Source organism: Seonamhaeicola marinus (assembly GCF_008085455.1).
Map to the genome: position 1 here is coordinate 100,207 of NZ_VSDQ01000163.1, position 22,672 is coordinate 122,878.

19 protein-coding genes and 1 tRNA gene are annotated in these 22,672 nt (G+C 33.9%); 12 read left to right on the forward strand and 8 right to left on the reverse strand.

Annotated features, from left to right (window positions below; genetic code table 11):
• The first annotated feature begins 10 nt into the window (after window positions 1-10).
• From FUA24_RS01575 to FUA24_RS01585, 3 genes are all read left to right on the forward strand, one after another.
• A complete protein-coding gene (locus tag FUA24_RS01575) occupies window positions 11-1,777 on the forward strand; it encodes a RagB/SusD family nutrient uptake outer membrane protein (protein WP_187388127.1) in 1,767 nt (588 codons plus the stop codon).
• 16 nt (window positions 1,778-1,793) lie between these two features.
• The gene (locus FUA24_RS01580; protein WP_148539754.1) at window positions 1,794-3,422 is read left to right on the forward strand and encodes a hypothetical protein; all 1,629 of its coding nucleotides are present in this window, start codon (window positions 1,794-1,796) and stop codon (window positions 3,420-3,422) included.
• Window positions 3,423-3,520: 98 nt separating this feature from the next.
• A complete protein-coding gene (locus FUA24_RS01585; protein ID WP_148539755.1) occupies window positions 3,521-7,531 on the forward strand; it encodes an FG-GAP-like repeat-containing protein in 4,011 nt (1,336 codons plus the stop codon).
• 70 nt (window positions 7,532-7,601) lie between these two features.
• Here FUA24_RS01585 and FUA24_RS01590 read toward each other — a convergent pair.
• Window positions 7,602-7,675, reverse strand: a tRNA-Arg gene (locus FUA24_RS01590).
• A gap of 82 nt (window positions 7,676-7,757) precedes the next feature.
• Between FUA24_RS01590 and FUA24_RS01595 the strand changes: the two genes are divergently transcribed.
• The 7 genes from FUA24_RS01595 to FUA24_RS01625 all read left to right on the forward strand — a co-directional run bounded on the left by FUA24_RS01595 (window position 7,758) and on the right by FUA24_RS01625 (window position 12,203).
• A complete protein-coding gene (locus tag FUA24_RS01595; protein WP_148539756.1) occupies window positions 7,758-8,393 on the forward strand; it encodes a Crp/Fnr family transcriptional regulator in 636 nt (211 codons plus the stop codon).
• 61 nt (window positions 8,394-8,454) lie between these two features.
• A complete protein-coding gene (locus tag FUA24_RS01600) occupies window positions 8,455-9,012 on the forward strand; it encodes a YeeE/YedE family protein (protein ID WP_148539757.1) in 558 nt (185 codons plus the stop codon).
• Between the two features lie 3 nt (window positions 9,013-9,015).
• Complete coding sequence (locus FUA24_RS01605) at window positions 9,016-9,429, forward strand: DUF6691 family protein (RefSeq protein ID WP_148539758.1); 414 nt, start codon at window positions 9,016-9,018, stop codon at window positions 9,427-9,429.
• Window positions 9,430-9,431: 2 nt separating this feature from the next.
• Window positions 9,432-10,229: a sulfite exporter TauE/SafE family protein gene (locus FUA24_RS01610; RefSeq protein ID WP_148539759.1), complete on the forward strand. Its 798-nt coding sequence runs from the start codon at window positions 9,432-9,434 to the stop codon at window positions 10,227-10,229.
• Window positions 10,230-10,301: 72 nt separating this feature from the next.
• On the forward strand, window positions 10,302-11,711 hold the full coding sequence (locus FUA24_RS01615; protein ID WP_148539760.1) for an MBL fold metallo-hydrolase: 1,410 nt from the start codon (window positions 10,302-10,304) through the stop codon (window positions 11,709-11,711).
• 19 nt (window positions 11,712-11,730) lie between these two features.
• Complete coding sequence (locus tag FUA24_RS01620) at window positions 11,731-11,937, forward strand: YgaP family membrane protein (RefSeq protein WP_148539761.1); 207 nt, start codon at window positions 11,731-11,733, stop codon at window positions 11,935-11,937.
• Complete coding sequence (locus FUA24_RS01625) at window positions 11,934-12,203, forward strand: heavy-metal-associated domain-containing protein (protein WP_148539762.1); 270 nt, start codon at window positions 11,934-11,936, stop codon at window positions 12,201-12,203. The genes FUA24_RS01620 and FUA24_RS01625 overlap by 4 nt, the downstream gene beginning before the upstream one ends.
• Window positions 12,204-12,205: 2 nt before the next feature.
• On the opposite strand, the gene FUA24_RS01630 is transcribed toward FUA24_RS01625, so the two are convergent.
• Together FUA24_RS01630 and dinB are read right to left on the reverse strand one after the other, a co-directional pair.
• The gene (locus tag FUA24_RS01630) at window positions 12,206-15,205 is read right to left on the reverse strand and encodes a DNA polymerase III subunit alpha (RefSeq protein WP_148539763.1); all 3,000 of its coding nucleotides are present in this window, start codon (window positions 15,203-15,205) and stop codon (window positions 12,206-12,208) included.
• A gap of 3 nt (window positions 15,206-15,208) precedes the next feature.
• Complete coding sequence (gene dinB / locus FUA24_RS01635; protein WP_148539764.1) at window positions 15,209-16,429, reverse strand: DNA polymerase IV; 1,221 nt, start codon at window positions 16,427-16,429, stop codon at window positions 15,209-15,211.
• A 102-nt stretch (window positions 16,430-16,531) separates the two neighbouring features.
• On the opposite strand from dinB, the gene FUA24_RS01640 reads away from it, so the two are divergent.
• Window positions 16,532-17,131 (forward strand): LexA family protein, encoded by a 600-nt coding sequence (locus FUA24_RS01640; RefSeq protein WP_148539765.1) that lies wholly within the window; start codon window positions 16,532-16,534, stop codon window positions 17,129-17,131.
• Here FUA24_RS01640 and FUA24_RS01645 read toward each other — a convergent pair whose 3' ends face one another.
• From FUA24_RS01645 to prmA, 3 genes are read right to left on the reverse strand one after another with little or no spacing between them, the layout of a single operon-like run.
• Entirely contained in the window at window positions 17,132-17,407 is a 276-nt protein-coding gene (locus FUA24_RS01645; RefSeq protein ID WP_148539766.1) for an ATP-dependent Clp protease adaptor ClpS, read from the reverse strand.
• Between the two features lie 28 nt (window positions 17,408-17,435).
• Window positions 17,436-18,482, reverse strand: a complete 1,047-nt coding sequence (locus tag FUA24_RS01650) for a lactonase family protein (protein WP_148539767.1) — start codon at window positions 18,480-18,482, stop codon at window positions 17,436-17,438.
• Window positions 18,483-18,485: 3 nt separating this feature from the next.
• Window positions 18,486-19,319 (reverse strand): 50S ribosomal protein L11 methyltransferase, encoded by an 834-nt coding sequence (prmA, locus tag FUA24_RS01655; protein ID WP_148539768.1) that lies wholly within the window; start codon window positions 19,317-19,319, stop codon window positions 18,486-18,488.
• Window positions 19,320-19,894: 575 nt separating this feature from the next.
• On the opposite strand from prmA, the gene FUA24_RS24925 reads away from it, so the two are divergent.
• A complete protein-coding gene (locus tag FUA24_RS24925; RefSeq protein WP_187388128.1) occupies window positions 19,895-20,065 on the forward strand; it encodes a hypothetical protein in 171 nt (56 codons plus the stop codon).
• 47 nt (window positions 20,066-20,112) lie between these two features.
• Here the strand turns inward: FUA24_RS24925 and FUA24_RS01660 are convergent, their stop codons facing one another.
• Both FUA24_RS01660 and FUA24_RS01665 read right to left on the reverse strand, forming a co-directional pair.
• Entirely contained in the window at window positions 20,113-20,745 is a 633-nt protein-coding gene (locus tag FUA24_RS01660) for a response regulator (RefSeq protein ID WP_148539769.1), read from the reverse strand.
• On the reverse strand, window positions 20,735-22,489 hold the full coding sequence (locus FUA24_RS01665) for a tetratricopeptide repeat-containing sensor histidine kinase (protein ID WP_187388129.1): 1,755 nt from the start codon (window positions 22,487-22,489) through the stop codon (window positions 20,735-20,737). Before FUA24_RS01665 ends, FUA24_RS01660 begins: the two co-directional genes overlap by 11 nt.
• Window positions 22,490-22,672: the final 183 nt, after the last annotated feature.

The following is a 22,672-nucleotide window of genomic DNA, read 5'->3' on the forward strand; positions in this document are numbered from 1 at the left end:
AAATATGATTATGAAAAAATTATTTAAAATTAACATTGTCCTAATCATAGCATTTTGTTTAGCTATGACAGGATGTAAAGACGATTTTCTTGAGCAAGATAATCCGAATAACATTTCGCCGGCAACGTTCTGGAACAATATACAAGATCTAAGATATGGTATAACGGCTGTTTATGACGCATTTTCTAACGGAAACAGTTATAGATTAGTTGATGAACTTGCAAGATCTGATTACGCTTGGTCAAATGGATGGCAAAGACCAAACAATACTAACATCTATTACCAACAAACATTTAATGAAGCTAGTACAGCGCCAATTCAAAAATGGTCTAATTTATATACAACTATATTTAGAGCAAATCAAGTAATTGCTGCAGCAGAAAGATTAGCTGGAACGCATGGTAATGAAGATACAGAATTAGAAAACACGCAGATTTTAGCGCAAGCTAGATGGCATAGAGCTTTTGCATATTTTAATTTACATAACCATTTTAATAGTGGTTCAGTAGTGATTTGGGATGAAGTACCAACCTCTGCAACCGGTTATTATAAAACAGTAAGTTCTTCGCAAGAAGTGTTAGATTTTTACAGAGCAGATTTAATGTATGCTGAAGCTAATTTACCTGTTACATGGGTAGATGGTAACGATGAAAGAGACCTAGGGAGAGTAACTTCTGGTTCAGCCGTTGCGCTTTTAGGGCAGTCATATTTATACCAAGGAGACTTTGCAACGGCTTCAGATTATTTTAAACGTGTAATTGACAACTATGGATACTCGTTAACACCGCATCCAATGAGTAATATGACAACGTATGACGAGTTAAATGAAGAGTCTATTATTGAGATAATTTACACTTTAGCTTTAATTGATGGAAAATCTTCAGCGTCTACAGCTAACATTAATCAACTACTTGCTGGATCTGGCGGATGGTTTGGCGGTGTAGCGGCAAACTGGTTAATACAAGAGTACAGAAATGATCCTTTAGATTTTTCTGACGAAAGAAACAGAGTTACTTTGTCTGATGGAAGTGAAGGTTTTAGAAAATATAGTTTAAGAACATCATATTCTGTGGCAATAGCTGACGATGATGATACTCCTTATTATGGAGCATCTAAAACAGGGCTTGGAGCTCCTTTTAATGTAAAAATGACATGCTTTTGGAGAAAGCATACTAATTGGGATTTAGCTGAATCAGAAAGAGAAGTAGAAGGAACTGATGGAACAACAATTTCTGGAGTTAATGAAAGATTATTACGTTTAGCTGAGATTTATTTAAACTATGCTGAATGTCAAATTGAATTAGGTAACATTGATGAAGCCTTACTTTACATTAACAAAGTAAGAAGAAGAGCAGGAGTTCAATTATTAGGTCCTATTGGTTCTGGAGAATTCCCATTTAATGATCACGATAACATTACTTACAACGCAAGTAATTTAATGGATCATCTTAGATATAAAGAATATCCTTTAGAATTGTCTTGTGAAGGGCCTGGAGGAGATAGAAATATTGATTTAAGAAGATGGGGTGTTAAAAAACAACGTTTTATTGAATTGTCTCAAAGAGAATATGTAGGTACTTCTTTCCAAATGGAAAATGAAGAAGGTAATTTAATATGGAAATGGGGAGCATTATGTGATGAAGTTGCTATTGGAGATGGAGACCCAGATTGGGCTGAATTCCAGGAAGCTGCAGATCTATATAATGAATCACAGCATGCTTATTGGCCAATACCAAATACAGAGGTAATTGCCAATCCTGATTTATATAATTTTTAATCTAAAAAAATTGAACATGAAAAAAATATATTTAATTGCAGTTGTTCTTATCACGGCCTTCTGGGGGTGTCAGGACGACGATTACGACAAACCAAACAGTTTTTCAGACGTTGGGTTTTATCACAGCTTGGGTCAAGGTGCATTAGAAATTAACGTTTTTGACAAAATTACTTTTGCAAACTTATCACAGAACTATTCTTTCCATGAGTGGACAATTGACGAAGGCAACTTCTTTATAGAAGGACCATTTACATTTAGAGATTCTTCTGAAATTTATGAACAACGTATCATTAATCCAGGTGATACTACTTCACAGGAAAAAACGATCACAGTTTATTTCAAGCAATCTGGACAACAAAAAGTTAGATTGTTTAATATTTTTGATGAGTATGTTGAGTTTAGAGGTTTTAGCTGGGATAGAGGTGGAGAATATATCCAAGCTGCAGAAAACGTTGCTGGTAAATGGGTAATAGACACTACATTAACAGTTAAAGTTTATGACACCATTGTTCCTGAAATTGAAGTTAGACAAGCTGGAGCTTTATTAGACCTAACTACAACAGATACTATTTATGTTGAAGCTGGTGATGATTTAGAATTTACAGACAAGACTACAATAGGAGAACCAACAAACAGATTCTGGTTTATAAGAACTCCTCCAGTTGATGGTGTTGAGCCAGAAACTGTTGCTTCTAGTAACCAAGAAGTTGCTAATATTGTATTTAAAAAGTTAGGTGTTTACCAAGGTGGAGTTACCGTATCTAGAACAGGACAAAACATTCCTGGTGATAGTGATAGACTTATCATACAAAGACCTTTTAAGGTTATTCCTTCTTCAAAACCATTTGTTTTAACAGGAAATATTGCTGAACAAGAAGATGAGACTATTAGAGTACCTTTTAATGGTGAATTTACACCTTTCTTTAATAAGGAAGCTTTCTTTGAAGTTAAAGTAAACGATGTTGTATTCCCAATATCATCAGTTGCAGTTAATGCAGATGACGCAACATTCCTTGATATTGTGCTAGAAGATCCTATCTACAGACCAGACGTTATTACGGTAAGTTTATTAGATGGTAGTGGTATAGAATCAACAGATACGCGTACACCTGTGTCGTTTACTGACGAACCAGTTGTAATGCATGATGTAAATTTATTACCAGCAGCTCTTGCTAATGTAGAAGATGGTGCCTTCCAGGGCGATGACAGTTGGAGAGCATGGTGGAGTAATGATGGAACTGTTGAAAGTAGTCAAGAACAAGCAGCCAATGGAACTACAAGTATTAAAACCATAATTGCTCCTGGACAAGGACGTGTTGAAGTTGGATGCGATTTCTCACAACCAATTATTCTTGATCCTGATGCTAATTATATTTTTAAATATAAAAGATTTATTGATGCTTCATCTACATTAAATGGTGCAACTTCAGGTTTCTGGTTCATTCAAAATTGGGCGCAACAAGGTTGGTCTAACTTTAATGGTGAGACACTTGGACAATGGAATGAAAAAACAATAATTATAAAGCAATCTCAACCAATTTCTCAAATTTACTTTAGAGCAATTTGGGATAATGGAGATAAGAATTCGACTGCTACTATTTACTACGATGATTTCTATCTAGTAAAAGAAGAAATAAGACCTTAAATTATAAGGCATTATCAACAATTAAAAGCCTATTTGAGTTTTCAAATAGGCTTTTTTGTCTTATATTATTGTCCGAAAAACTAAACTTAACTAAAGACATGAAACAACTAAAATTTCTTTTTTACGTTGTTGTCCTTTCTATTGGTTTTATTGCTCAATCGCAAACTTTCAAAAGGTTTGAGCATATAGCCAATCTCTCTAATTTGGGAGACAATAACGGCATAGCTGTGGCAGATTATGATGGTGATTATGATTTGGATTTATTCGTGGTAGCTAAGGCACAAGACGTAAACGGAACGCAAGAAGGACAAAGCAAACTATTTAGAAACAATAATGATGGTACTTTTACAGATGTTACAGCTGCCTCTGGCTTAACAGGTTTATTCCCTAATACCGAACCTAGTTCTGATAATGGCTATCAAGATGGTTTTAAATATGGTGTTTCTTGGGGAGATTATAACAATGATGGCTATCCTGACATCTTTTTTACACATGCATATAAAGTACAACTCTTTCAAAACAACGGCGATGGCACTTTTACAGAAACCACAACACAAGCCGGGATAGAAAAACGTAATGAGTGTAATAATGCCGGTGCTACTTGGTTCGATTTTAATAATGATGGTTTTGTAGACCTATATATCTCTGTTTGGGGGCAATGTAACGGTAACATCTTTTATGTTAATAATGGAGACGGCACTTTTTCGGATCGCTCAGAATTTTATGGTGTAAATAATTTAGACCAATCTTACATGAGTATTCCTTATGATTTTAATGATGACGGCTGGATGGACTTCTTTGTATCTAACGACTTTTATGTTCCTAATAATTTATATATCAATAATTTTGGAAGCATCTTTGAAGACAAAGCAGCAGATTATGGTATAACCCAGCTTGCCAATTTCATGGGTTTAAGTATTGGTGACTATAATAATGATGGCCATTTCGATTTGTTTGTTACAGACATTAACACCAACCTTTTGTTTACTAATAACGGAGACAATTCGTTTACTGAGCAAGCCGATGACAAAGGAGTCCGAAGTACTGGTTGGAGTTGGGACTGTCCGTTTGCAGACTTCGATTTAGATGGAGATGAAGACTTGTTTGTAGTTAATGGTTTTAAACAATCGTTCCCTGAAGGAGAGGCTAATATATATTTTGAAAACACAGGTGCCCCAGACTATAACTTCACTGAAAAAACAGGAGATGTTGGTCTAGGCGCCTTAACAATGAGTGTGGGAGCAACACCATTTGATTTTGACAATGATGGAGATCTGGATCTATTTGTTTCAAATAGTGATCAAGCTTCGTTTTTTTATCAAAACACCACAATAAATGCCAATTCAACCCAAAATCCGCATTGGTTTAAAGTTATTTTAGAAGGTACAACCTCAAATAGAAATGCCATTGGAGCAAGTGTCTCTATAACTACAGATAATGGGAATTTACATAGGTATTTTACAGGGGTTGGTTTTCTTTCACAAAGCATACAACCACTTCATTTTGGTTTATCTAATGCTACGACCATTTCAGAAATAACTATTAAATGGCCATCGGGCATAACAGAAACTTATAACGACCTTCCAATTGATTCTACAATACTGGCAAGAGAAGGTGATGGTTACCAAGTCTTAGATATGTCTCAATCCGAAAAGGTACGAGGATGTACAGATCCGGCATCATGTAATTACAACCCTGAAGCGGTTGAAGATGATGGTTCCTGTACCTACATGCAAGCATCTCAAATAAATGGAGCAGATACTTCGGGTTATTTTAGCACGGAAACCTACACGTATAATAAAGCTATAACTTCTTCCTTAGTATGGGATATCTCAGGAGGTGAAATTGTAAGCGGACAAAATACCGAATCAATCACCGTATTGTGGCACCTAGAAGATACTGGTGAAATTTCGGTTATTGAAACTGGAGAAAACTGCGGAACTGAAAAAATTACTTTAGAAGTTAATCTCACCATTGCTGAAATATCTGCTAACCGATCTGTGGCTAGAATATGGAATGAAGCCCTGCTGCATGCCATAAGAAATGATTATGCTCGGCCTACGGTACATGCCAGAAACCTATTTCATACCAGCATTGCTTTGTATGATGCTTGGGCAGTTTTTGATGACGATGCCAAACCCTATATTTTAGGAAATGAAGTTCATGGTACAAATACAACTTTTAATGGTTTTGCTACTAATGAATCCATGGAACAAGCAAGGACTAAAGCAATGAGTTATGCTGCTTACAGAGTTCTTTCTCATAGATTCAGTACTTCTCCTGGTGCTCAAGAAACTCAAGAAAAATTCGACATTATTATGCGTGATCTAGGTTATGAAACCAATTATACAAATACAGATTACAGCTCAGGTAATGCTGCCGCTCTTGGTAATTACATAGGTCAATCTATAATTAACTATGGGTTTTCAGATGGTTCAAACGAGTTGAACAGATATGAAAACGAATTTTATACCGTATCTAATACACCTCTGGTTCCCGCATTACCTGGAAATGAAGACCTATTAGACCCTAACAAATGGCAGCAACTTACCCTTTATCAGTTTATTGATCAAAGTGGAAACTTAATTGCTGGAAACACACCAGATTTCCTGAGCCCTGAATGGGGTGCAGTTTCTCCGTTTTCTTTAAAAGATGAAGACAAAAGCATTTTTTCTCGAGAAGGCAATCAGTATCAAGTATATCACGACCCTTCTGCTCCACCCTATTTAAATTTAAATACAGAGGATTCAGGAAGTGAATCCTACAAATGGGGATTTGCACTTGTTTCCATTTGGGGAGCACATTTAGATCCTGCCGACGGTGTACTTTGGGATATTTCACCAAAATCCATAGGGAATTTAGATATTAATGACTTTCCACAATCATTTTCAGATTATCCAAGCTTTTATAATGAGTTTGAAGGTGGCGATCCAGGTAATGGTCATTCTCTAAATCCACATACAAATGCTCCGTATAACGAACAACTAGTTCCAAGAGGAGATTATGCAAGAGTTTTGGCTGAGTTTTGGGCTGATGGTCCAGACTCCGAAACACCACCAGGGCATTGGTTTACTTTATTAAACTATGTAAGTGACCATCCTAGTTTAGTTAAAAAGTTAAATGGTGAAGGCGAAACACTTTCACCTCTTGAATGGGATGTAAAGACCTATTTCTTAATGGGTGGAACCATGCATGATGCGGCTATTTCTGCTTGGGGTGTAAAAGGCTGGTATGATTATATTAGGCCAATTTCCGCCATTCGCTATATGGCAGAACTTGGACAAAGTACCGATAATACACTGCCTAATTATAACGTTGCAGGTATCCCTTTAAAAGATGGCTATATTGAAATGGTTGAAGAAGGTGATCCTCTAGCAGGAGATATGAATGAACATGTAGGTAAAATAAAAGTATTTACATGGCGTGGTCACGATTATATTGGCAACCCAAGCCATGATATGGCTGGTGTTGGATGGATTTTAGCCGAAAATTGGTGGCCGTACCAACGTCCTAGTTTTGTTACCCCTCCTTTTGCGGGTTACGTATCTGGACACTCAACATACTCTAGAGCGGCAGCAGAATTAATGACCTTAATGACGGGAGATGCATTCTTTCCAGGAGGGATGGGTGAGTTTATTGCAAAAAAGAATGAATTCTTAGTATTTGAAGAAGGCCCTAGTGTAGATGTAAAACTACAATGGGCTACGTATAGAGATGCTTCAGATCAATGCAGCTTATCAAGAATTTGGGGTGGAATTCATCCGCCTGCAGATGATATTCCAGGAAGATTAATAGGTGAAACGGTGGGTAAAGATGCTTATGCATTTGGTGTTGAATATTTTAGTGGTAAACAAACTAATACGCCAACTACTGCAAGTTATAAAGTATTCCCAAATCCTCTAAATGAAGATTTTGTTGTTACAATCACCAATACCACAGCTAATGACGAGTTTCAAGTAGTTGATTTAAAAGGAAGTTTATTTACTATACTTTCAAAACAATTTAATGAAACTACAGGAGCCACTCAGATAAGATTACCAAATAGTCTTGCTTCAGGTGTGTATGTTCTTAAAATAAATGGGAATTCACAACTTATTTTAAACCCTTAAAAAACGTAAATCAAGAACTATAAAATTGTTAAAAAAGAAAAAAGCAAGCTAAATAGCTTGCTTTTTTTTGTGACCGCGGCAGGATTCAAACCTGCAACCTCTTGAGCCGTAATCAAGTGCGCTATTCAGTTGCGCCACGCGGCCTTTTTAGTGGGTGCAAATATACTATTTATTAAAACTTTACCAAACAATTTATTTCAATTTTATAAATCCGTATTTTTGAAATATGGCAAATCAAATTGTTCAACAAAAATTCGGTCACACATTAGATAATACGCTAATAGCAGAAATTCTAAATGTTGGTATGGTTAAATCCTTCCTAAAGGACGATATTATTATAGATATTAACCAACCCATTCAATACATCCCCTTACTTTTAAGTGGTAATATAAAAATTATGCGAGAAGATGATGAGGGTAACGATTTGCTTATATATTTTCTTGAAGCAGGAGAAACTTGTACTATGTCTTTAACCTGTTGTATGGGAGCTTCTAAAAGCAAAATTAGAGCCGTTGCAGAACAAGACTCTACATTAATGATGGTACCTGTTCAAAAAATGCAAGAATGGTTCCATAGCAATGAAAGCTGGCGAAATTTTATTCTTGAAAGCTACCAAACTAGGTTCGATGAAATGCTTGAAGCCATAGATAGTATTGCATTTCTAAAAATGGATGAACGTTTATTAAAGTATTTAATCAACAAAACCATTATGAACGATACCAGTACTATAGCTATAAAACACCAAGAAATAGCTGAAGATTTGCATACATCGAGAGTGGTTATTTCTAGACTTTTAAAACAACTTGAAAAAGAGGGCAAAATAATTCTGGGTAGAAATAAAATAGATGTATTAAAAACTTAAGTAACCTAGGTTACATCTTTCTTCTTTCGTACGTCTTAGTTTTGCTCATAAATTAAGAATTATGGAAACTATATTAAACCCATGGCCTTGGTATGTTTCGGGACCTTTAATAGCTCTTATCATGGCCTTATTACTATATTTTGGTAAAACGTTTGGCATGTCTTCAAATTTAAGAACCATGTGTTCTGCTTTTGGAGCAGATAAATTTTCGGATTTTTTCAAATTCGACTGGAAAGCTCAAAAATGGAATTTAACAGTAGTGTTAGGAGCCATTGTTGGTGGGTTTATTGCTGTTAACTTTTTATCAAACGAAACCCCAACAGATCTAAATTCTAAAACAATTAACGAACTCCAGGCTATGGGGTTTGAAACTCCTGGTGCTACATTGGTACCATCAGAACTGTATAATCTTGAAGCTCTAAGTTCTGTTCCAGGACTTCTAATTCTAATTATTGGAGGTTTATTAGTTGGGTTTGGTACCCGCTACGCTGGTGGTTGTACTTCTGGTCATGCAATTACAGGTTTAAGTAGTTTACAAAGGCCTTCATTAATTGCTGTTATTGGCTTTTTTATTGGTGGTCTCGTTATGACAAATTTTATTCTCCCTTTAATCTTTTAAATTATGAAATTTCTAAAGTTTTTATGTGTTGGTATACTTTTCGGAATCATACTTGTGAAATCCGAAGCTGTTTCATGGTTTAGAATTTATGAAATGTTTAGATTTCAATCCTTTCATATGTATGGTATTATAGGTACCGCAATTGCCTCTGGTGTTTTGTTTTTACAAATAGCAAAGAAAGGGTGGATTAAGAACATAAAGGGTGACATTATCCAAGTTCCCAAAAAAGACAGAGGCATAACTAGGTACATAATTGGTGGTATTATTTTTGGTTTAGGTTGGGCATTAATTGGAGCTTGCCCTGGCCCTATGTATATTCTTTTAGGAACAGGTGTATATAGTATGCTCATTGTTATAGCCGCAGCTTTATTGGGTACATTTATTTACGGTGTTTTAAAAAATAAGTTACCTCATTAACAATGGATAACATCCAAATTTTAGGTTACCTAGGAGCACTAATTGTTGGCCTGGTACTTGGACTCATTGGTGGTGGTGGTTCTATTCTAACAGTTCCCTTATTAGTATATCTTTTAGGTTTTAATCCAATTATTGCAACTGCATATTCCCTTTTTGTTGTAGGCTCTACTTCTTTAGTAGGCACAATTCAGAAGTACAAAAAAGGATTGGTAGACGTTAAAACAGGATTGGCATTTTCATTTCCATCGTTTGTAGCAGTTTATTTATCAAGACGTTATTTGGTCCCTAACATTCCCAATACAATTTTTTCTTTTGGAGATTACATTCTAACCAAAGAAATGGGCATAATGATATTCTTTTCAATCATTATGTTAATCTCTTCAATATCAATGATAAAGAATAAAAAAGAGATAAATGTATCTAAGGAAAATCAAGCTTATTATAAAACCTTTATACAGGGACTAATCATTGGAACAATTACTGGTTTAATTGGTGCCGGTGGTGGTTTTCTTTATGTTCCAGCATTGGTGCTTTGGGCTAATATACCAATGAAAAGAGCTGTAGGAACATCTTTAATCATAGTTACTATTAATTCATTAATTGGTTTCATTGGAGATGTACAAACTTTAGAAATTGATTGGGCATTTCTAATAGCATTTACGATAACTTCCATAATAGGTATATTAATAGGTGTATATCTCTCAAAATTCATAAGCAGTAAAAAGTTAAAAAAGAGCTTTGGTGTATTTACATTAATTATGGCTATATACATAGTTTACAGGGAAACCAACCTTAAATAGTTATGTGACTAATGTCACAAACTACCTTTAGGTACTTTGGTAAATTTGAACAACTAAAAAGAAATTAAACAGATGAAAATAGAACAAATATATACAGGATGCTTAGCTCAAGGAGCTTATTATATAGAATCTAAAGGAGAAGTTGCCATTATTGATCCTTTACGTGAAACACAACAATATGTAGATAAAGCTACTAATGAAAAAGCTACTATAAAATATATATTTGAAACACATTTTCATGCTGATTTTGTTTCTGGCCATGTTGATTTAGCAAAAAAAACTGGAGCCACCATTGTTTTCGGACCTAGTGCTGAAACGGAATATGATGCTTACGTGGCGAAAGACAACGAGGAATTTAAGCTGGGAGATGTTATTATTAAAGTACTTCACACACCTGGACATACACTAGAGTCGGCTACTTTTCTTTTAATTGATGAAAATGGAAAAGATCATGCTATTTTTTCTGGTGACACTTTATTTTTAGGTGATGTTGGGAGACCTGATTTGGCCGTTAAATCTGATTTAACTGAAGAAGATTTAGCAAGTATGTTGTATGATTCTTTAAGAAATAAAATAATGCCTCTAGCAGATGATGTTATTGTATATCCAGCACATGGCGCTGGTTCTGCCTGTGGTAAAAATTTAAGTAAAGCAACTGTTGGAGTTTTAGGAGAGCAAAAACAAACAAATTATGCTCTGAGAGCAGATATGACCAAAGATGAGTTTGTTAAAGAGGTGCTTGATGGAATTTTACCGCCACCACAGTATTTTGCAAAAAATGCTCTAATGAATAAATCTGGTTATACCGATTTTGATTCAGTTCTAAAAAAAGGTGATGTGGCGCTTGAAGCTAATGAATTTGAAAACATTGCCAATCATGAAGGTGCGTTGGTTCTAGATGTAAGAACAGAACAAGAATTTGTTAGGGCACATATTCCTAATTCTATTTTTATAGGCATTCACGGTGGCTTTGCTCCTTGGGTAGGCGCCTTAATTACAGATTTACAGCAACCAATTCTTTTAGTTACTCCAGAAGGCAAAGAACAAGAAACTGTTACTAGGTTATCTAGAGTTGGTTATGATAACACTTTAGGCTATTTAAAAGGAGGTATTGAAGCTTGGAAGGAAGCTGGAAAAGATATTGAAACCATTAGCTCTATTTCTGCCCAAGAATTAGCCAATAGAAATAAAAGTAGCAAAATTGAAATTCTGGATGTCCGAAAAGATGGCGAATATAAATCTGAACATTTAGAAGGCGATAATGTACATCATTTTGCTTTAGATTATATAAACGATAATATGAATTCTATAAATGCTAAACAAACTTACTATGTGCATTGTGCTGGCGGATACAGATCGGTAATAGCTACTTCCATTTTAAAAGCGAGAGGATTTGATGTGATTGATATTGCTGGTGGCTATGAGGCTCTTAAGAAGACCGATTTGCCAAAGACAGATTTTGTCTGTCCCTCAACATTATAATTAATTAAAGTTTATTGATATGAAAAGAAACATGGGAAACACAGATAAAGCTGTTAGAGTATTAATAGCTATAGCGGTGGCATTACTTTATTACTTTAATATAATTGAAGGCACTTTGGCTTATGTACTAATGGCTGTTGCGATTATATTCTTAGTAACAAGCTTGATTAATTTTTGTCCGCTTTATAAAATCTTTGGTATTAACTCTTGTAAACTAAAAAAATGAACGCAAGATTAGAAATACAGAATTTAAAATGTGGTGGTTGCGCAAATACAATCACCACCAAATTATCTGAATTAGCATTTGTTAGTGATGTAATGGTGGACAATGACGATAACTCAGTATCATTTTCTTATGAAAAGGAAGCAACACTGAATGCAGTAAAACTTCTACTGGTTAAACTTGGATATCCGGAAGTTGGTGATAAAAATGCACTAACTACAAAAGCTAAATCTTTTGTAAGCTGTGCTATTGGAAGAATGAATTCCTAGGTTTAGGTCATCTGGGGTGTTTCCTTTCTATTATAGGTCATATCAAATCTTGGATCTGACACATAAGGCATGCGTTCTTGTTTTATAACTTCAACACTTAAAAAATTAAACTCCTCAACTACCTTACCAGTAATTCGGTAAATGCCTTTTCCTCTAAAAGGGTAACGTTTTGCTACTGGTGGAAAATGTACCGTATCTAACCACTGCCCTTCCTGATCTAAAAATGTACCAAAATGCATACGATCCCCTTTATGCGTTCTGGTGTTTTTAGCGGTTATTAAATACCCGTAAATAGTAATTATCTTGTTTTTGTAATATTTTAGATCTCTCGTTATAAGCTTATTTGTGGGTGATTTTTCTAATAACAAAAACACGTTATGCAATGTAAAGTTTAAGAGTTCTAACTCATCAAAAGCTGTTTCTAAATTAGTAATTGTAAATTCAGGCAAAGTAAACTCCTTAGTTCCTAATGTAAATAATTGTGGTTGTAACTCATCAACAACTATATGATTACACTTATAGTATGCCTCCCATAATAATGTCCGTTTATCTTTTTTTAAACTTCTAAAGGCATCAACCCTAATTAAAATATCTAACTGCTCAATAGACATAGGAACCCGTTCCATAAAATTATTTAAAGAGGTAAACTTCCCATATACCCTTGCTTGTAATAGGGCTAACATATTACGTTTTTCAAACCCTTGTAAATGCTGAAATCCCAAATAAATATCAACACCTCTAATAATGGTTTCAATATTACTTTTATTTACACATGGTGCATGTAAAACACCTCCTAATTTTTTGGCTTCGTGTAAATATAATTCGGTTCTATAAAAACCGCCACCGTTATTTACTGTGGCAACCATATATTCTAAAGGGTGATAACATTTTAAAAACAAACTCTGATAAGATTCTACCGCATAAGATGCAGAATGCCCTTTAGCAAAAGCATATCCTGCAAAACTTTCAATTTGTCGCCATACCTCAAAAATCACGGCATCCTCTTCTCCCCGTTTTCTACAGTTAGAAATAAACTTTTCTTTAACAGCTAAGAACTCCTCTCTAGAACGGTATTTACCACTCATACCACGTCTTAAAACATCTGCTTCTCCTAAATCTAAACCTGCATAATGATGTGCCACCTTAATTACATCTTCTTGATATACCATAACACCATAAGTATCTGGCATAATATCCCATAAAACAGGGTGTGCCAACTTTCTACGCTCAGGATTTTTATGGCGTAAAATATACTCTCGCATCATTCCACTTTTAGCTACTCCTGGTCTAATAATAGAACTAGCTGCCACCAAAGTAAGATAATCGTTAACACCTATTTTTTTTAGTAACATACGCATTGCTGGGGATTCTACGTAAAAGCACCCAATACATTCAGCTTGTTCTATCATAGCATTAATGCGTTCATCTACAAAAAAAGGTTTTGCATTATGTATATTAGGCAAGGTTACTTCGGGTTTATTTTCTTTAATTATAGCAATAGCATCTTTAATTTTCCCTAAACCACGTTGTCCCAAAATATCAAACTTATACAGCCCAACATCTTCAGCTATATGCATATCGAACTGTACTGTTGGAAACCCTTTGGGTGGCATATTCGTAGCAGAAAAATAATGAATAGGTTTTTCAGAAATTAGTATTCCTGCGGCATGAATACTTATATAATTTGGGCGTCCATCTAAATACTTTGCATAGCGTAATACTAATCTAGACAATTCATCTAATTGATTATAGTTAAATTTTCCCGAACTTAATTTGTCAATTTCATACTTGGGCAACCCGAATACTTTACCTAATTCGCGCACAGCGCCACTGTGTTTAAATGTAACATAAGCGCCTAAAAGAGCTGCTTGTCCATTAGCTCCAAATGTTTCAAAAATAAAATGGGTAATATCTTCTCTATCCCATGTTGAAAAATCTATATCAAAATCTGGTGGCGTAGTTCTATAGAGATTCATAAAACGCTCAAAATAGAGATCTAACTCTATAGGATCTACATCGGTAATTTCTAATAAATATGCTACAATACTGTTTGCTCCACTGCCTCTTCCTACGTAATAATAGCCTTTTGATTTTGCATACTGGATAATTTTCCAATTAATTAAAAAGAAACTTACGTAGTCTTGCTTTTTTATGAGGTTTAACTCTTTATCTAGTCGTCTTTTTATAGTTTCTGAAACATCATCGTAACGCTTAGGCAAGCCTTTATTACAAAGCGATTTTAAAGCTTCAAAATCTTGCTCTTTACTATCATAAAGCTTAGATAGGTTTTGATTTTTTCTTGTACTAGAAAAATCAAACTGAATAGTACAACATTCTAATACCTTCTGGGTGTTTTTTAAAATATGTGGCACTTCTGCAAGCTCTAATTCTACCTCCGAAAGGGCTATCATTTTATCACTTAAATTTCCTTGCTGCTCTTTGGGTAATTTACTTAAAAGTACATTAGTATCAATAGCTCTTAATAGCCTATGGATATTGAAGTCTTTTTGGTGTCTAAAACTTACCGTATGCAAGAACACCAACTTGTCTTTAAGAGTATTTAACTTTGAAAACTTTAGTTGATTGATGTCATCTAATCCCACTCCAATATATTCACTTTCTAAAAATGTAGTTTTATTTAGTGCTTTTAGTCTTTTAAAAGGATAAATGGTAATGGTATACTGAAATTGTGGTGCTTCATCAGGAAAAGGTAATTCAGCGTGTAAATGTCTTGATAAAAAATTATTGAGTTCTAAAAACCCTTCATTATTAATAGCCAAACACACGTAGCACTGTTTATTGTTGTTTCTAAAATCTATACCAACAATAGGTTTTATATCATATTCTGGGGCGCGCCTAATAAAATTTAAACAACCTGAAGTATTATTAATATCTGTAAGCGGTAGTATGTTACAACCATTGTCTTTTGCCAATGCTAAAAGTTCTTGTTCTGCCATGGTACCATAGCGTAAACTATAATATGAATGGTTGTTTAAAAACATAAATCACTGTGTTCGATGTGCTAAAACTATTGGAGGTTCTCCATTAAACGGATTGGTAAAATTACCAACAGATCTTGCGCCTTCTCCAAGTGCCGATGCTCTAACCACACTTCTTGAACCATACCTAAGACGAATTTTATCCATAGCACTATACAGGCTCACTGTACGTTTTTCATCATCAAATAAATTAATTTGATAGGTACCTGAAGTAATACCACTAAACCTAACACCTACCAACCTTATAAGCACACGCCTATCATACAGCTTATTAAATAGCTCTTGTACTGTTGGAATTAAATGATGATCTGCAGATGTATAAGGTATTTTTATTTGTTTTGAATAGGTTTGAAAATCTGAATATCTAATCTTTACAGTAACTACAGATGCCAACTTACCTCCTCTTCGTAACTGAAATGCCAAATCTTCTGCCATGGCCGCCAGTGTAGTTTTTATTTTGGTAACATCTATAGTATCACGCCCATAGGTACGTTCACTAGAAATAGATTTTCTTTCATGATATTCTACAATAGGTGTATTATCTATACCATTAGATCGTTGCCAAATTACCCTACCGTTTTTACCAAAAACAGAAGTCATCATTTCTACAGGCATCTGCTGTACCGTATGTACAGTTTTAATTCCCATATTGCAAAATGCTCTAAAGGTTTTTTCGCCTACCATAGGTATTTTTTTAATAGAAAGTGGCGCTAAAAACTGTTTTTCAGTACCTGTTTCAATTTTTAATTGATTATTAGGTTTTGCTTCATTAGTTGCTACTTTAGATACTGTTTTGTTTTCTGAAAGCCCAAAAGATATGGGTAGCCCCGATTCTCTAATAACTCTTTGCCGTAGTTCTGTAGCGTACTTATAACAACCAAAAAACTTATCCATTCCAGAGAGATCTGCATAAAATTCATCTACACTTGCCTTTTCCAATACAGGTACATCGCTTTGTAAAATCTCAGTAACTAATTTGGAATATTTAGTATAGGTACCCGCGTTACCTTTAATAAAAATAGCATGCGGACATAGTTGTCTTGCCATTTTTGCAGGCATACCAGAATGTACGCCATATGCTCTAGTTTCATAACTTGCCGCACTTACCACTCCTCTATCTCCTGTACCTCCAACAATAACAGGTTTGTTATTAAGCTTACTATCTAAAAGACGTTCACAAGACACAAAAAAAGTATCTAAATCTAGATGTAAAATAGTTCGTTTCATTAAAACAACAAATTATTGTTTGTTCTACAAAAATATAGAACAAAATTAAATATTCTATATTTGTATGTGTTAAAGTTATGAACAAAACAGAAGTTTCTAATAATGAATGACTTACATGAAAATCAGGTAATGCTTTTAAAATTGCTTAATGAGCAAATTGATAATCCGTTAACCATAAGACAAATACAGGAGGCTCTTAATTTTTCATCTTCTAGTGTTGTAGCACATCACATTCAAAAATTAGAACAAAAAGGCTATTTAAAACGTAACCCTAACAACCCAAGAGATTATCAGGTGTTCCTTAATCCTGAAAAGCCAATTATTAATTTAAGTTTATATGGAACCGCACAGTGTGGTAAAAACGGTACAATACTAGATGGCAACCCTATAGATAAGATTCCTATTGCTTCTAGGTTATTAAAATTTCCTGCTAATGAAGGTTTTATTGTTACTGCCAAAGGCAACTCTATGGAACCATTTATTAAAGAAGGGGATTTAGTAATTGCACAAAAGAAAACAACTGCCGAAAATGGGGATAAAATTGTATGTGTTTATGGCGAAAAAGTGCTAATAAAAAGGTTTTTTAAACAAAACGACACTATAACGCTTACATCTTTAAATAGTGAACAACACCCACCAATAATTGTAGAAGATTATTTTAAAATTGAAGGTGTGGTAAAAAATGTACTTAAATACAGCTAATTAAACTATTTCTGCACTTAAACCAGCTTCTAATAACATAGAGCAACGCGGCTTTAAGTCGTCATACGCTCCTGTTTTTACAGTGCATTTTCCTTTGTAATGTACAATAATTGAACATTGTTCCGCTTGTTCAGCAGTATGATCGCAGGCATGAATAAGTGTTTCTATAACATGATCAAAGGTGTTTACATCATCATTATACAACACAATTTCATTTAAATTAGCTTCTTGTTCTAAGACATCTAATTCTTCTTGTAGTTTTTCGTGTGTACTCATAGCAAGTCAAATTTATAAAAAAATATTTTTATAGAAACTGTATACAAGACACAGATCTAATTTCTTTATTAGAATACACGTTATTTAACATTCCGGTAACAGTATCTACCTTAAATGTTTCAATACTGAATGAATCTTGATTGGCTACTAACAACCACCTACCACATGGCGAGAGGTTAAAATCTCTAGGGGTTTTACCAGAAGTTTCTTGATAATTTATAATATTTAAAGCCCCCGTTTCTTCCTTAAATTCAAAAATTGTAACGGTTTCGCACCCACGGTTAGAACAGTATAAAAATCTCCCGTCTTTAGACAATTTTATAGCAGAACTAGATGGGGTGTCTTTGTAATTACTTGGTAAAGAATTCACATTATCAATTACTTCAAACTTATCATCCTTCAATTTTAAGGTAGAAACATCGCCCGTTAATTCATTCATTAAAAATCCATACATACCCTTTGGATGAATAACTAAATGCCTTGGTCCGCCCCCTAAGGGTGTGTTAATTCTGTAAGCTTCTTTAAGTTTACTCCCTTCTTCAATATCATAAACAACTACTTTATCTAAGCCTAAATCTGGCACAAAAATCTGGTGATTATGTTCATAAACCATATGCATATGCGCTGCCTCCTGCCTATCTTTATTCACACTACTTCCCTTATGCTGTAAAATTTGTGAATGCGGATTTACGGAGCCATTATCATTTAATTGATACACATGAACATTCCCTGTCCAATAACAGGCTACCAGTAATGTTTTATCATCATTTATTAGGTTGATATGACAAGGCAAGCCTCCTAAAATAGGTTGTTTATTTATAAGTGTTAAACTTTTATCTTCATTTATTTTGTATGCCAATACATGCGGATTCTTCTCTGGCATCACCTCCTGAAAACTATATAAATACTGTTGGTCTTTTGAAATTACCAAATAAGCCGTATTCACATTTTCTTCCATATGCAAAAGCGTTAATTCACCAGTATCTTCATTTAAATTAAATGTTGAAATACCTTTGCCAAACCCCTCTAATCCTGGAAGTACTTCTGTGGTGTAAGAACCTGTATAAATAATCATATGTTATTGATATTTTAACGACACCCAATTATTCCGCTCCAGCGTTTCTTGAAGTTTAAGTCCGTATTTAGAAACCTCAGCATCAATAGTTGGGATGTCATTATTGTAAAATCCACTTAAAAATAGCACACCTCCTTCATTTAAGCAAGTTGTATAGGTTTGCATATCCTGAAGCAAAATATTTCTATTAATATTAGCAATAACTATATCATAGGCCTTTCCTTTTAACAAAGAAGCATCGCCTTCATATACCGAAATATTTGAACACTTATTGCGTTCTACATTCTCTAAACTGTTTAAATAACACCAATTATCAATATCTATAGCATCAATAGGTTTTGCTCCTTTCATTTCCGTTAGAATAGCCAAAACTCCAGTACCACATCCCATATCTAAGACTGATTTATTTGCTACATCAGATTTTAGGATATGCTGAATCATCATATGCGTAGTTTCATGATGCCCAGTACCAAAACTCATTTTAGGCTCAATTACGATATCAAATTCGGTATTAAACTTTTCATGAAAAGGAGCTCTAACTGCACAAATATCATCCACAACAATAGGATTAAAATTCTTTTCCCATTCAGCATTCCAATTGGTTTGTTCTATTTCAGAAAATGTATAAGTGACTTCAAATTCCTCAGAATTTAAGGCGTAAACATCATTTAAAATAGCATCATGCCATTCGTCTTTTTGAATGTAGGCCGTAAACCCTGTTTCATTTTCTACAAAACTCTCAAAACCTGCATATCCTAATTCAGCAATTAAGATTTCTACTGCTGGTTGTAAAGGTGAAACATTAAACTCGTAACCTATATATATGATATTAGACATGGTCTGTTTTTTTAGACCACAAAGATATGATTAAAGAATCAACATTTTATTAGGCTTTAGATAAGTCTTTTTTGGGCGTTACCACACTTATACCTACAAGGTTTTGAAAACCTTGCAGGATCGCTTAGGTCGGGCTTTCCGTTGCAAGTCCTCGTTCGTGCCTCACTGTGGGCTTTTCACTGCAATCCCTAACGCAAACGTCATTGCGAACGTAGTGAAGCAATCTATTTATAATCAATAAATTACTATGTAATATCTACTCAAATTGATGGAAAAAATATATTATACCATACATCTATTAAAGTACTTCTCGATACAATTCCTCATTCTTCGGAACCACTCGAAGTGACGCTATGGAATTTATTTATCTCACGTTAGTTCGAGTGATTTTTTAAGAAAAAAATCGTATCGAGAACTTTTTAATGGCTTTCTCTCTTCTTAACCTTTCCTCAATAATTAGGACCTAATTTTTTTAATCCCAAAACTAAAAAGAAGCAAAAAACCTACATGAATGTAATCTTTTTTTTATTTTTAAAACAGAAAATAAAATACGTTTAACAATTAATCTGTTTAAAATGAAAAAAGCTATTAAAACATTAGCCTTACTTTTTAGCGCTATAGCATTTATTTCTTTATCATCTTGTACTACTGAAAGTCTGGATGAAGATCAAGAATTTAAAAATATTAACTCAGAAATGCCTCCTGGGGCAACATTTGAGCAATTAGTTCATGCTTTCATGGATTAAAATATAGACCTATCAGGTTTTTAAAAACCTGACGGGTCTCAATATATTTACAATAATTCTTTCTCTATTGCTATTTTAATAATCCCTACACTATTTTTAGCACCTAGTTTACTCATTATATTCATGCGGTGGGTTTCTACTGTTTTAGGACTTATGAATAATTTTTCTGAAATTTCCTGAGTCGTCAATTCCTCTGAAATAGCAACCAAAACATCATGCTCCCGTCTGGTTAAATTAGGTTTTAAGCCATTATCTGAAGTTGTATTAGTCTGACTTAATAGTTTCTTGTGAATGTCTGTTTGTAAAAATAAATCTCCTGAAAGGACAGTCGTTATAGCTGTTAATAACTCTAACTTATCTGTATTTTTAAGTAAATAGCCATGAACCCCATTTTTTAGCATGCGTTTTACAAACGATAGATCTTCAAAATTGGTTAACCCTATAATTTTTAAATCGGGATGCTTTTTTAGTAATTGTTTACTTAGATCTATGCCATTAATATCTGGCAAATTTATGTCTAGTAACAACACATCTGGTTTATCTTTTGGAACACCTTCTATGGTTTCATTAGCATTTTTATAAGTTCCTACAAAAGTAACTTCCGGTGTATTTTCCAGCATTGACACTATGCCTTGTAACACCATTTCATGATCGTCTGTTATCGCTATTTTAGTTACCATTTACCTTATCTTTATCAATATCTATAGTATAGGATGTTCCCTGATTATTTGAAATAAAATCGGTCGTAGCATTTAAATAATCTACTCTAGACTGTACATTACTTAAACCAATACCATCACTTTTAACGTTGTTTTTATCAAAACCTTTACCATCATCTTCTACAGTGATTTGTATGGCATTATCTCTAGAACTTATTTGCACATCTATTTGAGATGCCTCTGCGTGCCTAATAGCGTTAGTTACTAACTCTTGAATGATTCTAAAGGCGTTTACCTCAGCTTTTTTTGGAATTTCAATAGTCTCTCCTAAATGTTGAAATGTAATTTCTAGATTTTGAGTTACCTCATTTAAATTACTACAGTATACCTGGGTTGCTTCTAATAAATTGAAATTTTCTAATGACGGTGGAATTAAATTATGAGAAATAGCTCTTACTTGTTTACAAGAATCATCAATCATTGTAATAGCTTCTTTTATCACATTATTATTCATTTCTAATAAGGTGGATAATTTATACTTAATAGCAGCTAAATCTCCGTTTACACCATCATGCAATTCCCTAGCAACCCTATGACGTTCTTTTTCTTCCCCTTCAATTAAGGATTCTAATGTTTTTATTTGAAACTCTCGTCTAAGTGTTAACAACTCTTGATTTTTGCGCTTTTGTCTTTGCTTAAATAAGACCACCAATAAAATAGTAGCTATTGTTAAAAACACAATTGCCCCTAGCATATAGTTATTTTGGGCTTTCTCTTTCTGAATTTCAGTCTCTTTTTCTTTGATTTCCAACTGCTTTGTGGCAATTTCTTTATCTTTTTTTGCAGTTTGGTATTTCGCTTCAGCGTTAGCAAGAGATTTTTTATTCTTTTCGGAACTTAAAGAATCCATTATTTTAACATGCTTTTGTAAATACTCGTTTGATTTCTTATAGTTACCTAACTTACTTTCAGCACGAGACCAACTCATATAAGAAAATGGGCTCATTATACGTTCGGCATTGGCAGGATCTTGTTCTTGGGCTTTTTTAAAATTAAGTATCGCTTTTTTGGGGTTATTAAATAACTCATAATGTTTTCCTAGATATGTATGTGCAAGCATTATATCTTGGGGCACCCCTCTTTTCTTAGCATATTCCAAAGAGGTAAAAAAAGCTGCTTCTGCTTCACCTATTTTTTTTAATTTATCGAGGTATCTACCTTTTTGCAAGAACGTATTAAAGCATAACAAATTTGATCCTATCTCTTTGCAAATTTTTTCAGATTCCATCAAATAGGTATTTGCTTTCTCAAGTTCGTTATTCTTTAAAGCAAAAATTGTTAAATTATTCAGTATATGTGCTTTTAATCCTTTTTGCCCACTAGCTTCTGCATTACTCATAGCGCGTTTTAAATAATCTATAGCTAGCGTATCTATACCTGCATGTCTATATACATTTGAAAAATTATATTGGGTAATGGCAATCTTAGACTTATCTCCTATACTTTCCTTTATTTTAAGGGCTCTTGTAAAATAAGAGATCTGTTCGTCTAACTCATCTGTTCCACTTAGTAAATTGGCATAAGCTGATAAAATTTGCGCAAATTTTTGCTTGTTAGCAACACTATCAACTAATTGTATTGCCTTTTTGTAAGACTCCTTTGCTTTATTTATTTCACCAATATCACGATGGTATAAACCCATGAAATAATAACCTCCATCTAATAAAAAATCATTATTTTTCTTTGATAAATCTATGGCTATCAAAGTGTACTTTTTTAGACTATCTAGACTGCGGTTTCCAAATCTTCCTGCTAAATTTAAACAGTTTTTAATTTTTATTGTGTCATGTATTTTAGCATTAGTAAGAGACAACTTTAAACTGTCTATTTGCTTACTTTGAGAAAACCCACAATAAAATGTAAAGCTGATTATTATAAGAAGTAGTTT

Excerpts from the sequence above, each read along its gene's own strand:
- FUA24_RS01575 (WP_187388127.1), top strand. The coding sequence starts at position 11 with ATGAAAAAATTATTTAAAATTAACATTGTCCTAATCATAGCATTTTGT.
- FUA24_RS01580 (WP_148539754.1), top strand. The coding sequence starts at position 1,794 with ATGAAAAAAATATATTTAATTGCAGTTGTTCTTATCACGGCCTTCTGG.
- FUA24_RS01585 (WP_148539755.1), top strand. The coding sequence starts at position 3,521 with ATGAAACAACTAAAATTTCTTTTTTACGTTGTTGTCCTTTCTATTGGT.
- FUA24_RS01595 (WP_148539756.1), top strand. The coding sequence starts at position 7,758 with ATGGCAAATCAAATTGTTCAACAAAAATTCGGTCACACATTAGATAAT.
- FUA24_RS01600 (WP_148539757.1), top strand. The coding sequence starts at position 8,455 with ATGGAAACTATATTAAACCCATGGCCTTGGTATGTTTCGGGACCTTTA.
- FUA24_RS01605 (WP_148539758.1), top strand. The coding sequence starts at position 9,016 with ATGAAATTTCTAAAGTTTTTATGTGTTGGTATACTTTTCGGAATCATA.
- FUA24_RS01610 (WP_148539759.1), top strand. The coding sequence starts at position 9,432 with ATGGATAACATCCAAATTTTAGGTTACCTAGGAGCACTAATTGTTGGC.
- FUA24_RS01615 (WP_148539760.1), top strand. The coding sequence starts at position 10,302 with ATGAAAATAGAACAAATATATACAGGATGCTTAGCTCAAGGAGCTTAT.
- FUA24_RS01620 (WP_148539761.1), top strand. The coding sequence starts at position 11,731 with ATGAAAAGAAACATGGGAAACACAGATAAAGCTGTTAGAGTATTAATA.
- FUA24_RS01625 (WP_148539762.1), top strand. The coding sequence starts at position 11,934 with ATGAACGCAAGATTAGAAATACAGAATTTAAAATGTGGTGGTTGCGCA.
- FUA24_RS01630 (WP_148539763.1), bottom strand. The coding sequence starts at position 15,205 with ATGTTTTTAAACAACCATTCATATTATAGTTTACGCTATGGTACCATG.
- dinB (WP_148539764.1), bottom strand. The coding sequence starts at position 16,429 with ATGAAACGAACTATTTTACATCTAGATTTAGATACTTTTTTTGTGTCT.
- FUA24_RS01640 (WP_148539765.1), top strand. The coding sequence starts at position 16,532 with ATGAATGACTTACATGAAAATCAGGTAATGCTTTTAAAATTGCTTAAT.
- FUA24_RS01645 (WP_148539766.1), bottom strand. The coding sequence starts at position 17,407 with ATGAGTACACACGAAAAACTACAAGAAGAATTAGATGTCTTAGAACAA.
- FUA24_RS01650 (WP_148539767.1), bottom strand. The coding sequence starts at position 18,482 with ATGATTATTTATACAGGTTCTTACACCACAGAAGTACTTCCAGGATTA.
- prmA (WP_148539768.1), bottom strand. The coding sequence starts at position 19,319 with ATGTCTAATATCATATATATAGGTTACGAGTTTAATGTTTCACCTTTA.
- FUA24_RS24925 (WP_187388128.1), top strand. The coding sequence starts at position 19,895 with ATGAAAAAAGCTATTAAAACATTAGCCTTACTTTTTAGCGCTATAGCA.
- FUA24_RS01660 (WP_148539769.1), bottom strand. The coding sequence starts at position 20,745 with ATGGTAACTAAAATAGCGATAACAGACGATCATGAAATGGTGTTACAA.